Raw genomic sequence first — 14342 nt, forward strand, 5'->3', positions numbered from 1 at the left:
CTTCTACGAGACCCGCACCACTGAAACCGTGCCCGCATGACCCCTTCAGCCTTGACGAAGGACATAGAGGCACCCCCCGCTCCCCTCCCCGCACGCGCCCCTCGGAAAAGTCCAGCAGCGGCCCGGAGGGGCGGGCGTCCAGCCGGTGCGCCGCGGTCGACGGACTGCCCGGCACCGGCCCCTGGGTCACTCGGCCGGTGCGCGGGCCGAAGGGCCCGGTCGCTCAGGTTCCGCCGGGTTTGCCCGTCGAGACCAGCAGGAGGACGGACGAGCCCGGTGCCACCGGTTCTGCGCCGCCCCGGGGCTGACTGCTGATCACCTGCCCGGCGGGAGCGTTCCAGTCCGTGTGCCGCATGATCGTGCAGCTCAGTCCGAGTCCGCGCAGCAGGCTTCCGGCCTGTTCGACCGGCATGCCGGCCAGGTCCGGCAGCACGATGCCCGCTCCCGCGGTCTGCTCCTGCTCCTGTGTCGGAGTCGCATCGGCGCTCCCGCTCCTGGGGGTGCCGGTGGCGAGCGGGGTGCACGCCCCGTTCGCCGGTGGGGACAGGGACGGGGAGGCGCCGGGCGCGGGCGGCACGGGCTTCAGCGCGAAGAACCCCACCGTGGCGCACGCCAGCACGCAGCACGCCGCAGCGGTGCCGAGGAGCGCCCGGCGGGGGCGGCTGCGGCTGACGGCTCGCTCGATCGCGGCCGCGTCGACGACCGGCGCCGTCGGCCCGTCGGCGAAGGAGGCCACCGCGGCACGCAGCTCGGCTTCGAGGCCCGGCTCGAACGGGGCCGGTCCGGACGACGTGTTCCTCACTTCGTACCTCCGAAAGCGGCCGACGGCGTGTGCGGCGCCTGGGCGCCCGATACGGAATCGCGCAGCTTGGCCAGGCCGCGGGCGAGCTGGGACCTCACCGCACTCGAAGAGATGTCCAGGACGTCGGCGACCTGCCGGGCGTCCAGATCGTGCAGGTAGTACAGGACCACCACGCTGCGCATGCCCATCGGCAGCCCGAGCAGTGCCTCGATCAGTTCCGCGCGCAGATCCACCTGCCCGAACCGGTCCCGGGGGTCGGCCGTCTCGGGCACCCCCGACAGCCCGGGGCGCTCGCCCCGGCGCGACAGCCGCCGCCAGCGGTCGTTGGCCAGGTTGACCAGCACTTTGCGCACGTACGCCTCCGGCGAGTCCGCCACCGCGACCTTCCGCCACTGTCGGCACGCCCGCTCCAGCGTCTCCTGCACCAGATCCTCGGCCACGTGCACGTCACCGGTCAGCGCATACGCGGTGCGGAACAACGCTCCCGACCGCTGTGCGACGAACTCCGTGAATCCGATGCCCGGACCGCTCCTGCGAAACCTCACCCGCCGACCTCCTCTCCTCGTCCCGTCCCGATCACTGCCCCCATGACGGCGGAACGGGGCCGGGTGCTGCACCGAGCCGCCGGCAGTGACGTGAATCACAGCCGGGACGGAAGGGTGTCCCAGGACCTCGCGCCGCTGCCGCCCGGGGTGCGGGCGGGGCCCGGCGAAGCGGAGGGCCGCCGGGCGGGCGGCCCGCAGTCGGCCGAGAAGAACGGGGGCGCCTCTTGCCAGATACTACGGTGACCGTACTACGGTGTGCCGGGTGAAGAACAAACGCTCCATGCAGGAGCCGACCTTCCTCCTCCTCACCGCACTCGCCGACCGGCCGCGCCACGGCTACGCGCTCGGGGACGAGGTCGCCGCGATCTCCGACGGTCGGGTGCGACTGGGCGCCGGCAGCCTCTACGGCACCCTTGACCGCCTGCTGGCTGAGGGGCTGATCCGCGTCGAGCGCGAGGAGACGGTGGACGGACGCCCCCGACGCGTGTTCACCCTCACCCCGGACGGAGAACAGTCGCTCAGGACCGAGGCCGACCGCCTGCGCTCCGCCCTGCGCGAGGCGGACCGCCGCCTGGCGGCACCCCGGACCCGTTCCGCAGGAGGCTCGGCATGACCTCGAAGCACCCCCTGAACGCCTGGCTTCTCCGGCGGGCTCTCGCGCTCTACCCGTCCTCGTACGGCACCGGCGCGCTCGCGGAGGTGACCGACTTCGCCGCCCGCCGGATCGCTCTCCGGTCCGGCCGGAGGGCTGCGCGAGGTGGCCGACGTCGCCGGGCACGGAGTCCGGGTCCGGCTCGGCCTGGTCTCCCACCGCCCGACGGGCCGGCCGTTCGCCACCGCGGCGCCGATCGCCGCCCTGCTCGCCGGAACCTACGCGGCAGCCTCGGTCGTGCGCGACGTGCGAACCGCCGTCAGCCCCGAGACCCACGGCTCCTCCACCAGCGGCTTCCCCGACGGAGGCCCGCTCCTGGCGGCGATCTCGTTCCTCGTCCCGGCCGCGCTCACGGCCTGCGCGGTGGTGGCCGACCGCTGGTCCGCCGCACGGGTCCTGGCCCTGCTGGCCGCCGCTTCGGCGGCACTGTTCTGCCTGCTGTCCTACACCGGGCCGCTCGGCCTGGACCGAGCCGCAGCAGCCGAACTCGGCCTCGGCCCGCGCGGGTTGGGGCTGATCACGCTCAACACCCTGATCCTCCTGCTCGCCCCGCCCGACCGGGAGCGCCGCCCCGGCACCGGGCTGTGGCTCGCCGTCGTCGTCACGGCCTCGGCCGTCGGTGCCGCCGGCGGCGGGGAGGAATGGATCGAGGTCCTCACGACCTCCGGGCTCGGCCTCTGGGCCCCGCTCGCCACCGGAGCCGCGCTGGCCCGCAGCACCCACGGGTTTAGGGACGCGGTGATGGCCGCCACCGTCCTCGCGGCCCCACCGCTGCTCACCCCCTGCTCTTCGGCGGCCAGGCGTCCGCCGCCACCGCCCTGCTGCCCCAGCTCCTCGTCCTGTCCGCCTTCGGCTACCTGGCGGCCCGAGGCGCGATCCTCCTGTACCGCCGCCTTCCGAGGAGGGGGCTTTCCCGCAGCTGACCCACGCACCCTCCCTGCTCCCCGAAGGTAAGCGGTCGGCTGCCGGTCGGACCGCACGGAAGCGGACCGGCGAGCAGGCACTCCCCCGCGCGGCGGCCGGACGCTTCGGGGCCGTGCCGCCACCACGGGCTCCGGGACAACGGGCGGCGGAAGACCGCCACCAGGCTGCGCAGCGGGTGCCGGACCACGTCCGGCACCCGCTGCCGGGAACGGGGGGCCATCCCCGCGGGCGCGGGGAGCAGTCGCGCATCCGGCGCAGCGCCTCGTCGGCCTGGGGGCCATCCCCGCCCGCGCCGGGGCGCCGTAGAACGCCCCGTACCGGGACGCCTGCTCATCCGTCAGAACCTCGACCGCCACAACGGCCCTCCGAAGATCGACAACATCGACCCGCGAAGGTTGGAGCCCACGATCAGCCCAGGTCAACGGCCTCCGGAGACCGGCCCGGCCTTAGCGCCGGCTTTCGTTCCGATGTACCAAGCGGCCGCAATTTCATCAGATGCAGTACTGCGGCCAATCCGCATAGCTTCAGGGGTTCTGACGTTATCGCAGGTCGACCGGCTTGCAGGGGTAGTTCTCTACAGATTGGCGGGACGGCTGACGGCGAGCGGCAGCAATCGGAGGGGCTTCTGAACTGGGCACTTGCCCGGCGATTACTTCTGATGAAAGATTCCTTCGTCTGATGTAGGTGACGGAGGGTTGCCGCGGGATGGGTGGAACGAGGCTGGCGCCGGGGGCGGTGGGGCTTCATCTGGTGGGCGGGCTGCCGCTGCTGCGGCCAGACGAGCAGGTGTTCACCGCGATGCTGGACGGCTGGCGCAACCAGCAGCTGGCACGCAATCTGGCGTTCTCCACGATCGAGGGCCGGGAGAAGACGGTACGGGCGTTCGTCCACCACGCCGACGCATTCCCTTGGGCCTGGTCGCCGCAGATGCTGGACGAGTGGATGGGCGACCTGCGCGCGGTGCGCGGACTCAAGCGCTCGACGCTGCGGAACTACCAGGGATCGGTGCGTTCGTTCTGCTCCTTCATCACCGACCCCGCCTACGGCTGGGCGGCGAGCTGCGAGGAGCGGTTCGGCACACACCCGGTGCAGGTCGTGCACGAGTGGAACTCCGCAGTGCACGTGGACGAGGCCGAGGCCGAGGCCGACGCGGGAAAGCGCGCCTTCACCCGCGACGAGCTGCAGGCCTTCTTCGACTACGCCGACGACCAGGTCGACAAGGTTCGCGGCCGGGGCCGCAAGGGCTGGCTGCCGGCCTTCCGCGACGCGGTGCTCTTCAAGACCGCCTACGCCTTCGGCCTGCGGCGCAACGAGACGAGGATGCTCGACACCGTCGACTTCGGCCGCAACCCCGACGGGCCCGAGTTCGGCGACTACGGCGTCCTCTACGTGCGCCACGGCAAGGCGAAGAAGGGCTCGCCGCCCAAGCGCCGCAGCGTGCTGACCGTCTGGGACTGGTCGGCGGAGATCCTGCAGCAGTGGAACGAGGAGGTCCGCCCGCACTTCACCACTGCGGGCGCCGGGGCCCTGTGGCCGTCGGAGCGTTCGACACGGATCGGGTTCTCGCAGATGAACACCCGCTTCGCCGCCTATCGCGACGCGCTGGGCCTGGACGAGAACCTGGACTTCCACTCCTTCCGAAGGTCCTACGTCACCCACCTGATCGAGGACGGCTGGGACGCCCGCTTCGTCCAGGAGCAGGTCGGCCACGACTATGCCTCCACGACCGCGATCTACACCTGCGTGTCCTCCGACTTCCGCACCCGTACGCTGCGACGGGTCCTGGACGCGACGATGGAAGCCGCTCTGCGGCCGGCAAGGAGGGCACGATGAAACGCCAGGTCAGCTACCAGTGGCGGCTGCGCGAGGTGATGGCCCAGCGCGGCATCTTCGCCGCCTCCGACCTGTCCCCGCTGCTGGCCGACCGCGGCATCGAACTGTCCTCGGTGCAGGTCTGGCGGCTGGTCACCCAGACACCCGAACGCCTGTCGCTGCCGGTGCTGGCCGCGCTCTGCGACATCCTCGACGTCACCCCCGCCGACCTGATCGCCACCCGAGCCGAGAACGCCGCACCGCGCCGCACCGCCGCCTCCGGCGGCGCCGACGTGGTCGACCTGGCCGCCACCATCCGGCCGAAGCGGGCCCGAGTCCGGCCGGAAAAGTGAGCCGCACCCGCGTCCGGGACGAGGACCTGTTCTGCGCGCGCTGCCGCCGCCCCGTCCGGATCGGCGCGGCCACCGGAAGGTTCGGCGCGAGCCCGGCGCAGGCCAGTGCGACGCCCAGCCCGGCGGCCAGTACCGGAAGCCTGGCCGCGTGCGGGGCGGACCAGCGGAGCGCGCCGAAGGCGAGGCCGCCGACCGCACTGCCCACCGAGAGGGCCGCCAGCACCCAGGCCACGGCGTCCGCCCGTCCGCGCTGTTCCGCGAAGGCGGCCACCATGAGGTCCAGCGCGCCGAGTGCCAGCCCGGTCGCCGCCGAGGCGAGCACCGCCCGGCGCAGTGCTCCCCCGGGCGCCCCGGTCGGCCGACCGTCCGACCGCTCCCCCCGGACCGCCGCGGTCCCGGTGAGTTCCCGGGCGGCCGGCGAGTAGGCCAGCGCGAACGCGCCTGCGAGTACCAGCCCGGCGCCCACCGCGACCCCGGCGGCCGGGCCGACCCGCCCGGCCGCCGCGAGCAGCAGCCCCAGCAGCAGCGGACCGCCGACGAAGAGCAGTTCCTCGGCGACGGTGTCCAGGCTGTAGGCGCGCCGGAGCAGGGCCTGATCGGGCACCAGGCTCCGCCAGAGGGTCCGCATCACCGGCCCGAGCGGCGGGGTGCAGGCGCCGGCGGCCACCACCAGCACGCCGATCAGCAACGGCGGAGCGCCGGGCCGCCAGGCGGCGCCGGCCGTCAGGGCGAGCAACCCGGCGTACACCGCGGCCAGCGGCGGCAGCGCGCGCCGGGGGCCGAACCGGTCGACGAGCGCGGCCCGGGCGGGCGAGAGCAGGACGCTGGTCAGTCCGAAGAGGGCCAGCGCCGTTCCGGCCGCCGGGTAGGAGCCGGTGGCATCCCGGACGGCCAGCATCAGGGCGAGCGGGACCATCCCGTACGAGAGCCGGCCGAGCAGTGCGGCGGCGAAGGTGCGGCCGGCGTGCGGCGTGCGCAGGACAGCGCGGTAGGAGGGGGTCAAGGGAACGTTCCTCGGTGGAGGCGGGCCCGGCGCGCAGCCGTGCCCGCGGGCGTGCGGGGACACCGATGCGCCGCGCCCGACGGTGGGACGCGGTCGCGGCGGGTCGCCTAGACACGGGGGAGGAACATGTCCGGCACGCTACCAGCTCCCCGGCGCGGGACGGCGGCCTCCGGAGGGCCCGGACGGAGCAGCGGGCGCGGCGGCCCGGCGGTGGCGCAGGTACGTTCGCCGTGTGCAGCCAAGGTCAGTGCAGCCAAGGTCAGTGCAGCAGAGGTCCGTGCGGCAGGCAGCGACGCAGCCGAGCTCCGTGCGGCAGGCAGCAGCGCAGCAGGGCTCGGTGCGACAGACAGCAGCGCAGCAGGGCTCGGTGCCGCAGAGGTCACACCACGTCAGGAGGGCGGCCGCGACCTGCGCCGTCGCCCCGCGGCTCCTGGCCGCCACCACGCTGGTCCTCGCCGTCACCGCGCCGGCCGTCACCGCGCCGGTGGCCGTCGCCCGGGACGCGGCCGCCGTGGTCGGCGGCGAGCGGCTGGGGCGGCCGGCCGTGCAGGTGGCTCCGTCGGCCGGGGCGCCCGCGCTGCCCGCGGAGCTGACCGGACGGTCCTGGCTGGTGGCGGACGCGGCCACCGGCGAGGTGCTGGCGGCGCGCAACGCGCACGCGCCGCTGCCGCCGGCCAGCACGCTGAAGATGCTGTTCGCGGACACCGTGCTGCCCAAGTTCGACCGCTCGCTGGAGCACAAGGTGGCACCGTCCGAGCTGGCCGACCTCGGGGCGGGCAGCAGTCTGGTGGGCATCAAGGAGAACCTGCCGTACCGGGTGGACGACCTCTGGCGCGGCGTCTTCCTCAGCTCCGGCAACGACGCGGTGCACGTCCTCTCCCACATGAACGGCGGACTTGCGCAGACCGTCGCCCAGATGCAGGCCCGCGCGCTGTCCCTCCAGGCCCGGGACACCCACGTGGTCTCCCCCGAGGGATACGACCAGGACGGACAGGTGTCCTCGGCCTACGACCTGACGCTGTTCGCCCGCGCCGGGCTGCGCAACAAGGACTTCCGTGCCTACTGCTCCACCCGCACGGCGCGCTTCCCCGGGGGTGTCGACAAGACGACCGGGCAGCGGACGGCCTTCGACATCGCCAACACCGACCGGCTGCTCGGCAAGTACCCCGGGCTGATCGGGGTGAAGAACGGTTACACCTCGAACGCCGGGGCCACCTTCACGGGTGCCGCCGAACGCGGCGGCCGCACGCTGCTGGTGACGGTGATGCACCCGGAGTCGCAGGCGAAGGTGTACGACGAGGCGGCGAGCCTGCTGGACTGGGGTTTCGCGGCGGCGGGCAAGGTCGAGCCGGTCGGGCACCTGGTGGAGGAGCCGGCCGCCTCGGCACCCGCCGGCGAGGCCCCGGCGTCCGGCGGGCTGCCCCGGGCGATCGAGCAGGCCCACCACGCGATCGGCCCGGCCGGCTGGACCGCCATGGCCCTGTGCGGGGCGCTGGCGCTCTGGGCGGTCGGCCGGGCCCGTGGCCGGAGCCGGTTCCGGCCGGTGGCCGCGGAGGCCGTACCGGTGCCGGTCGCGTTCCCCCGGGCCGGGGCCACCGCGCTGGGCGGAGCGACGGCGGTGGGCGGCCGTCGCCGCCGGCGGCGGCTCGCCCGCTCCGTCCGCGCCCACGTCGTGGCGGCCCGGCAGCGGGCCCGGCGCTCCCGCTGACCGGCCGGGTCCGAGGGATCACGCATCGAGCCCTGGCTGCTCGACCGCTTCTCGACCGTGGGGCGCGGCGACTTCGCCCGGACGGCCGAACGGGTGGAGGCGGTGTACCCGGCGCTGCACGCGTTCGAGCCGTGACCTCGGACCGAACAGGCTTCCGCGGCGAGACCCTCACCGGCCCGGACGACACCGTCGGGCAGCGCCGGGCCCGGATCGCCGGCAGCCGGCTGTCGCGCCGATCTCGGCCGTCGACCCGAGCGACCCCAGCGACCCCAGCAACCCGAGCGACCCCAGCGACCCGGAGATGACGACGGCCCTCACCGTCGCGATGCCACTCGACTCGGTGGCCGTCCCGGCCCCGCCCTCCCGCCGCCCACCGGCGGCCGGGCCTGGCGGGCAGCGAGCCGACGAGCGGACAAGCCGACGAGCGGGCGGGCGGCGCCCCGAACACCCCCTAGACTTCCCGCCATGAACGACGCGACGCCCGATCCCGCCACTCCCGATCCCGCCTCGCGGGAGCGGCTGGAGCGCCTGGTCCGCCTCTCCTCCGGCAGCTACCTGCTGGTGACCACCTACAAGAAGGACGGCACCGGCGTGCCCACCCCGGTCTGGGTGGTCCGCGACGGCGACGCGCTGGGCGTGTGGACCGTCACGGACTCCTGGAAGGTCAAGCGCATCCGCAACCGCGCGGACGTCCTGGTCGGCCCCTGCGACGTCAAGGGCCGGCCGACCGGTGAGGCGTACCCGGCCACCGCCGAGATCCTCGGCCCCGAGCGGACCGCCGCCTACCGGACCCTGCTGCGGCAGAAGTACGGCCTGCTGGGCGTGGTCACCCTGCTCGGGAGCCGGCTGCGGCGCGGCGACCGCGGCACCGTCGGGATCCGGATCACGCTGACGGACTGACCCGCCCGGCCTCCTCCTCCACCTGCGCGCAGGTGCCCAGGATCACCCGGGCGACCAGCTCCGGGTCGTCGCTCATCGGCACGTGGCCGCAGCCCGGCAGCCGGACCAGCCGGGCGTCCGACAGTTCGTGCAGCGCGCGGACGCCCTGACGGCGCAGCAGGATGCGGTCCCGGGTACCCCAGGCGACGGTGACCGGGAGGGCGGAGAGGTCCCCGGTGAAGCGCAGGCCGCGACCGGCCGCCAGGGTGGGTTCGAAGCCGGTCGCCGCGCGCAGCGCCCCGGTCTCGGCGGCCGCCGCGGCGGCGTCCCGGCGGGCCGGGCGGGCGTAGATGGTGGAGACCAGCAGCGCCCGGCCGGCGGTGGAGCGGGCGAGCCGTTCGACGACCGCCTGCGGCAGCACCCGCGCGCCGACGCGCATGCCGCCCAGCACGGTGTAGGCGTAGCGGCGCTCGGCCTCCGTCCAGAAGCCGGCGGGTGCCAGTGCCGTCACCGAGCGGGCCAGCCCGGCCCGGCCGAGCCCGAGGGCCAGCAGCCCGCCGAGCGAGTTCCCGGCGACGTGCGGCCGTTCGATGCCGAGCTCGGCGCAGAGCCGTCCGAGCACCGGAACCACCGCGTCCACCCCGTACGGCACGCCCGGTGGCAGGGCGGGCGAGGCGCCGAAGCCCGGCAGGTCGACGGCGATCACCTCGTGCCGCTCGGCGAGTGCGGGCAGGACCGGCTCCCAGGCCTGCCAGTGGTGGCCGATGCCGTGCAGCAGCAGGAGCGGGCTCCCGGCGCCGAGCCGCCGGTGGCGCACGGTCACCTCCCCCGGACCGTGCGGGGCGGGCAGCGGGAAGGTGACGTCGGCGGGCATGGGGCTCCTCTGTTGGACGCGATGTCAGCAGGGATTCGCGATGCCAGCAAGGATTACCGACCGGTAGCCCGCCCGACAAGAGGAGTGCCGCCGCGGACGCGCCGACCCTCCGGCGCCGCGTCGACGGGCACCCGAACCTTCTTGGTACGTACATGACGCCCTGACTGTTCTCCCGCTGTACGTCTGGCCGTCGGCCGCAGCGCGCGGTATGGCACGGGTGGCGCTGTTAGACACGCACCGCCCGGGCATCACCGCCCGGGCATCACCGCCCACGCATCACCGCCCAGGCACTACCACCCGTCAGACCGTCGGCGCGTCAGACCGTCCGCGCGTCGGAACATCCGCCCGTCAGACCGTCCGCCCGTCAGGACCATCAGGAGGAAAGCCCATGCGGCGTACCGATCGAGTCCGGCTCCGCACCCTCGCGGTGGCTTCCGCCGCCGCCGTGGTGGGAGCACTGCTGGCCCTCCCGGCCGCCACCGCGCAGGCGGTGTCGCCGGACATCGTGATCAGCCAGGTGTACGGCGGCGGGGGCAACTCCGGCGCCCCGTACGCCAACGACTTCATCGAGTTGTACAACCGCGGCACCGCGCCGGTCAGCGTCACCGGCTGGACGGTGCAGTACGCCTCGGCCGGGGGCTCGTCCTGGTCCCGGACCACCCTCTCCGGCACCATCGCCCCCGGGAGGTACTACCTCGTCCAGGAGGCGGCCGGCGCCGGCGCGGGCGCGGCCCTGCCGACCCCCGACGCGACCGGGACGCTGGCCCTGAGCGCGACCTCCGGCAAGGTCGCCCTGGTCACCAACGGCACGGCGCTGACGTGCACTTCGGGCTGCGCCACCCAGCCCGACGTGCGGGACTTCGTCGGCTACGGCTCCTCCGCCAGTTCCGCCGAGGGCTCGCCGACCGGCAACCTCTCCAACTCCACCGCCGCGCTGCGGGCCGGCGGCGGCGCCACCGACACCGACGGCAACGCGGCCGACTTCGCCGTCACCGCACCCGCCCCGCGCAACTCCTCGTCCACCGGCGGCGGCACGGGCGGCGGCACCCGAATACACGACGTCCAGGGCGCGGCGCGGACCTCCCCGCTGGCCGGACGCCCGGTCTCCGCGGTGCCCGGCGTCGTGACGGCCGTCGGCACCGCCGGCTTCTGGTACCAGGACCCGACGCCGGACGCCGACCCGGCCACCAGCGAGGCCGTCTACGTCTACACCTCGTCCGCCCCCACCGTCGCGGTCGGCGACTCGGTGACCGTCGGCGGCACGGTGAGCGAGTTCCGTCCGGGCGGCACCGGCGGCACCACCAACCTCACCATCACCGAGCTGACCGGCCCCAGCGTCACCGTCCTCGCCCACAACGCGGCACTGCCCGCGCCCACCGTGGTCGGCACCGGCGGCCGGGTGCCGCCCGCCACCGTCGTCTCCGGCGTCACCGGCGGAGACGTCGAAACCGCCGGCGGCTTCCGGCCCGCCACCGACGGCCTCGACTTCTGGGAGTCGCTGGAGGGCATGCGGGTCGAGCTCGACAACGCGGCGGTGGTCGGCCCGACCAGCAAGTTCGGTGAGATCCCGGTCGTCCCGCAGGGCAGCACCACCCGCACCGCCCGGGGCGGCATCCTGCTCCAGGCGAACGACGCCAACCCCGAGCGGGTCATCCTCGACGACGTGCTCGCCCCCACCCCGGCCGCCACCGTCGGCGACACCCTGAGCGGCGCCACCGTCGGCGTGCTCGACTACTCCTTCGGCAACTTCAAGCTGCTGGTCACCGCCACCCCCGCGGTCACCCCGGGCGGCACCGCACCCGAGACCACCACCGCACCGGCCGCCGGCGAGCTGGCCGCCGCCACGTTCAACGTGGAGAACCTCGCCCCGGGCGACCCGCAGAGCAAGTACGACGGCCTCGCCGCCGGTATCGTCGGCAACCTCAGGTCGCCCGACCTGGTCGCCCTGGAGGAGATCCAGGACAACAGCGGCGCCACCGACAACGGCGTCGTCGCCGCCGACCAGACCCTCGCCAAGCTCACCGCCGCAATCACCGCGGCCGGCGGCCCCGCGTACTCCTACCGCCAGATCAACCCGCAGGACGACCAGGACGGCGGCCAGCCCGGCGGCAACATCCGCCAGGTCTTCCTCTACCGCTCCGACCGCGGCCTGACCTTCACCGACCGCGCCGGCGCCGGCTCCACCACCGCCAACTCCGTCGTCAACAACGCCGGCACCCCCGCGCTCGCCTACTCCCCCGGCCGGATCGACCCCGCCAACTCCGCCTTCGACGCCAGCCGCAAGCCGCTGGCCGGCGAGTTCCGCTGGAACGGCAAGCCGGTCTTCGTGATCGCCAACCACTTCAACTCCAAGGGCGGCGACCAGCCCCTGTTCGGCCGCTACCAGCAGCCCGCCCGCCCCTCCGAGACCCAGCGGCACGCCCAGGCCACCGTCGTGAAGTCCTTCACCGACCAGATCCTGGCCGTCGACCCGAACGCCGCGGTCATCGTGCTCGGCGACCTCAACGACTTCGAGTTCTCCCAGACGGCCGACCTGCTGACGGCCGGCGGCTCCCTGGTCGACCTCCCCCGCACCCTCCCGCTCAACGAGCGCTACACCTACGTGTACGAGGGCAACTCCCAGGTGCTCGACCACATCCTGATCTCCGGTGCCCTGGCGGCGAAGCCGTACGGCTACGACATCGTCCACCTCAACAGCGAGTTCCCGACCCAGCTCAGCGACCACGACCCGCAGGTCGTCCGCATCCCGCTGCCGTAGCGCCCGCCGAACCGCCCTGCGGTACCGACCCCACGCCGGGGGGCGGGGTCAGTACCGCAGGGCCTTCACGACCACGGGCAGCAGCGTCTGGTCGGCGGGGGCCCGGCTGAAGGCGATCGGCTGGGCCTTGTCCCCGGCCGGGAGGTCCTGGACGCCGACGTACGAGCTGTCCACCGCCTTCCCGCTGGTGTCGGTGAAGTCGACCTGCACCGCGTACGAGGCGGTGCTGACCCCGCTGTTCACGATGGTCACCACGACCGCGTGCAGCCCGCCCGTCTGCGTCCGCGGGATCCCGGTGATCGTGACGTCCCCGAGTGCGTTCCCGCCGTTCTCCAGCGTTCCGAGCGCCGTCGCGGCCTTCTGCCGCGCCTCCACGGCCTGGGCCGAGACCGACGCCTCGAACGAGGCCGCCGCGGCCGAGGCGGAGGCGGCGGCCGCCGACACCGAGGCCAGCGCCGACTCCGCCGTCGAGGCCAGCGCGGACGGCGGCTCGCCCGAGAACGTCGACGGGTTCGGCGCCGTGCTCAGCGTCGAGGCCGGTGCCGACGAGGCGAGCGACGGGTTGGTCGACGAGCTGCTGCACGCCGCCAGCACCCCCACCCCGCCCACCGCCGCCACGAACGCCACCGCCCGCACCGCTCTGCCGCCCCGCTTCGGCACATCCTGAACTTCGCGCACCGCGGATCCCTCTCCCGAGTCACTGGCCCGGGCCCGGGCGGCCCGTACGCCCCCCATGCTTCGCAACAACCACCCCGCACGGCGACCTCTGCTCCCCCGTTCGAGTGGGACGGCCGCGACGGCGGGTCGGCGGGTGGCCGGAAGCGTCCCGGGCCTGTTCCGGCCGGTCGGCAGCCCTTCCGGGCGGCCTCACCCGCTGGAAATCTAGTGGTCGTCAGCCGGGGAACCGGCACACCACAACCCCGGGAACGCGGGGCGGAGCGAGCCCACCACGCCCCGTCCAGCGCCCTCCCACGGCCTGTCCTGTACGCGAAAGGCCTGCTCCCCCTGCGCCGTCGTATGCCGGCGGCCGCCGCACCGGCGCCTTCCGTCCTGACATCCCCTCATCCGGTCTGGAGACCTCCATGTCTGTTTCGCGCCCCGCCGTCCGCCTCGCCGCCACGCTCCTCGCGGCCGGGCTGTCCGCGCTGACCCTCGGTGCCGCCCCCGCCCACGCCGGGCCGGAGCCGACGAGCGCGGGCACGGCGGTCCCCGGAACGAACGACAAGGGCGGCGCGGGTCAGGGCCCGTCCACCTGGTCCAAGAGCCAGGCCGCACCCGGGTCGGGTGCGGCGGCCACACTCGCCTCGGCCCGGATCACCCGGGACGAGGCGCTCGCCCGGGCCGATGCATGGGTCAACCTCGGCCTCGGCTACAGCTGGACCACCTACCACGACGGCTACCGCCAGGACTGCTCCGGCTACGTCTCGATGGCCTGGAAGCTGGCGACCCCGGGCCTGGACACGACCAGCTTCGTCCCCAGCGGCGTCGCCTCCTGGATCAGCAAGGGCGACCTCAAGCCCGGCGACGCGCTGCTGAACGACGCGGCCGGCAGCGGCGGCCACATCGTCATGTTCGACCACTGGACGGACCCGGGCCACACCTCCTACGTGGGTTACGAGTTCACGGGCAGCGGCGTCCACCACCGCACCATCCCCTACCCGTACTTCCCCGGGTACGGCACCTACCGGCCCGCCCGGAACAACAGCATCGTCGACACCCCCACCACCCCGCCCGTGACCGCCCACCCACGTCTGGACTTCAACAACGACGGCAAGGCCGACGTCGCCGGCAAGCTCTCCGACGGCAACCTCCTGCTCTGGACCGGCAACGGCGACGGCACCCTCAACACCGCCAGCGGCTACAGCATGTGGCCGGGCACCGGCTTCAGCGCCGTCAGCGACCTGGTCGCGGCGGACTTCAACGGCGACGGCAAGACGGACGTCGCCGGCAAGCTCTCCGACGGCAACCTCCTCCTGTGGACCGGCAACGGCGACGGCACCCTCAACACCGCCAGCGGCTACAGCATGTGGCC

The 14342-nt window shown here is 74.1% G+C and carries 13 protein-coding genes and 1 pseudogene; 9 read left to right on the forward strand and 5 right to left on the reverse strand.

Going from position 1 to position 14342, the window contains the following annotated elements; genetic code table 11:
- Positions 1–223: 223 nt before the first annotated feature.
- Together ACFC1F_RS38725 and ACFC1F_RS38730 are read right to left on the reverse strand one after the other, a co-directional pair.
- Positions 224–802, reverse strand: a complete 579-nt coding sequence (locus tag ACFC1F_RS38725) for a PASTA domain-containing protein (RefSeq protein ID WP_376165763.1) — start codon at positions 800–802, stop codon at positions 224–226.
- Positions 799–1320, reverse strand: coding sequence for a SigE family RNA polymerase sigma factor (locus ACFC1F_RS38730; RefSeq protein WP_073785247.1), 522 nt, complete (start codon positions 1318–1320; stop codon positions 799–801). Before ACFC1F_RS38730 ends, ACFC1F_RS38725 begins: the two co-directional genes overlap by 4 nt.
- Positions 1321–1627: 307 nt before the next feature.
- Here ACFC1F_RS38730 and ACFC1F_RS38735 point away from each other — a divergent pair, with 307 nt between their 5' ends.
- The 4 genes and pseudogenes from ACFC1F_RS38735 to ACFC1F_RS38750 all read left to right on the forward strand — a co-directional run.
- Positions 1628–1960 (forward strand): PadR family transcriptional regulator, encoded by a 333-nt coding sequence (locus ACFC1F_RS38735; protein ID WP_073810844.1) that lies wholly within the window; start codon positions 1628–1630, stop codon positions 1958–1960.
- A 144-nt stretch (positions 1961–2104) separates the two neighbouring features.
- Positions 2105–2953, forward strand: a complete 849-nt coding sequence (locus ACFC1F_RS38740) for a hypothetical protein (RefSeq protein ID WP_376165766.1) — start codon at positions 2105–2107, stop codon at positions 2951–2953.
- A gap of 675 nt (positions 2954–3628) precedes the next feature.
- Complete coding sequence (locus ACFC1F_RS38745; RefSeq protein ID WP_376165769.1) at positions 3629–4756, forward strand: tyrosine-type recombinase/integrase; 1128 nt, start codon at positions 3629–3631, stop codon at positions 4754–4756.
- A gap of 38 nt (positions 4757–4794) precedes the next feature.
- Positions 4795–4917 (forward strand): annotated as a pseudogene (locus tag ACFC1F_RS38750) (XRE family transcriptional regulator); the annotation flags it as partial.
- 34 nt (positions 4918–4951) lie between these two features.
- Here ACFC1F_RS38750 and ACFC1F_RS38755 read toward each other — a convergent pair.
- Positions 4952–6091 (reverse strand): MFS transporter, encoded by a 1140-nt coding sequence (locus ACFC1F_RS38755; RefSeq protein ID WP_376165772.1) that lies wholly within the window; start codon positions 6089–6091, stop codon positions 4952–4954.
- Positions 6092–6428: 337 nt separating this feature from the next.
- On the opposite strand from ACFC1F_RS38755, the gene ACFC1F_RS38760 reads away from it, so the two are divergent.
- Both ACFC1F_RS38760 and ACFC1F_RS38765 read left to right on the forward strand, forming a co-directional pair.
- A complete protein-coding gene (locus ACFC1F_RS38760) occupies positions 6429–7799 on the forward strand; it encodes a D-alanyl-D-alanine carboxypeptidase family protein (RefSeq protein ID WP_376165775.1) in 1371 nt (456 codons plus the stop codon).
- Between the two features lie 465 nt (positions 7800–8264).
- Positions 8265–8699 carry a PPOX class F420-dependent oxidoreductase gene (locus ACFC1F_RS38765; RefSeq protein ID WP_209414194.1) on the forward strand — a complete coding sequence of 145 codons (435 nt, stop codon included), beginning with the start codon at positions 8265–8267 and terminating at the stop codon, positions 8697–8699.
- Here the strand turns inward: ACFC1F_RS38765 and ACFC1F_RS38770 are convergent.
- The gene (locus ACFC1F_RS38770) at positions 8683–9552 is read right to left on the reverse strand and encodes an alpha/beta fold hydrolase (RefSeq protein WP_376165779.1); all 870 of its coding nucleotides are present in this window, start codon (positions 9550–9552) and stop codon (positions 8683–8685) included. The two genes, ACFC1F_RS38765 and ACFC1F_RS38770, sit on opposite strands and share 17 nt — an antisense overlap.
- Positions 9553–9940: 388 nt before the next feature.
- Between ACFC1F_RS38770 and ACFC1F_RS38775 the strand changes: the two genes are divergently transcribed.
- Positions 9941–12310, forward strand: coding sequence for a lamin tail domain-containing protein (locus ACFC1F_RS38775; RefSeq protein WP_376165782.1), 2370 nt, complete (start codon positions 9941–9943; stop codon positions 12308–12310).
- Positions 12311–12358: 48 nt separating this feature from the next.
- On the opposite strand, the gene ACFC1F_RS38780 is transcribed toward ACFC1F_RS38775, so the two are convergent.
- Positions 12359–12562, reverse strand: coding sequence for a hypothetical protein (locus ACFC1F_RS38780; protein WP_376165785.1), 204 nt, complete (start codon positions 12560–12562; stop codon positions 12359–12361).
- A gap of 49 nt (positions 12563–12611) precedes the next feature.
- On the opposite strand from ACFC1F_RS38780, the gene ACFC1F_RS38785 reads away from it, so the two are divergent.
- Complete coding sequence (locus tag ACFC1F_RS38785; protein ID WP_376165788.1) at positions 12612–12977, forward strand: hypothetical protein; 366 nt, start codon at positions 12612–12614, stop codon at positions 12975–12977.
- A 415-nt stretch (positions 12978–13392) separates the two neighbouring features.
- Positions 13393–14342: FG-GAP-like repeat-containing protein (locus ACFC1F_RS38790; RefSeq protein WP_376165791.1), on the forward strand; the 950-nt coding region annotated here is incomplete at its 3' end.

The organism is Kitasatospora sp. NPDC056181, assembly GCF_042266225.1.
GTDB lineage: Bacteria > Actinomycetota > Actinomycetes > Streptomycetales > Streptomycetaceae > Kitasatospora.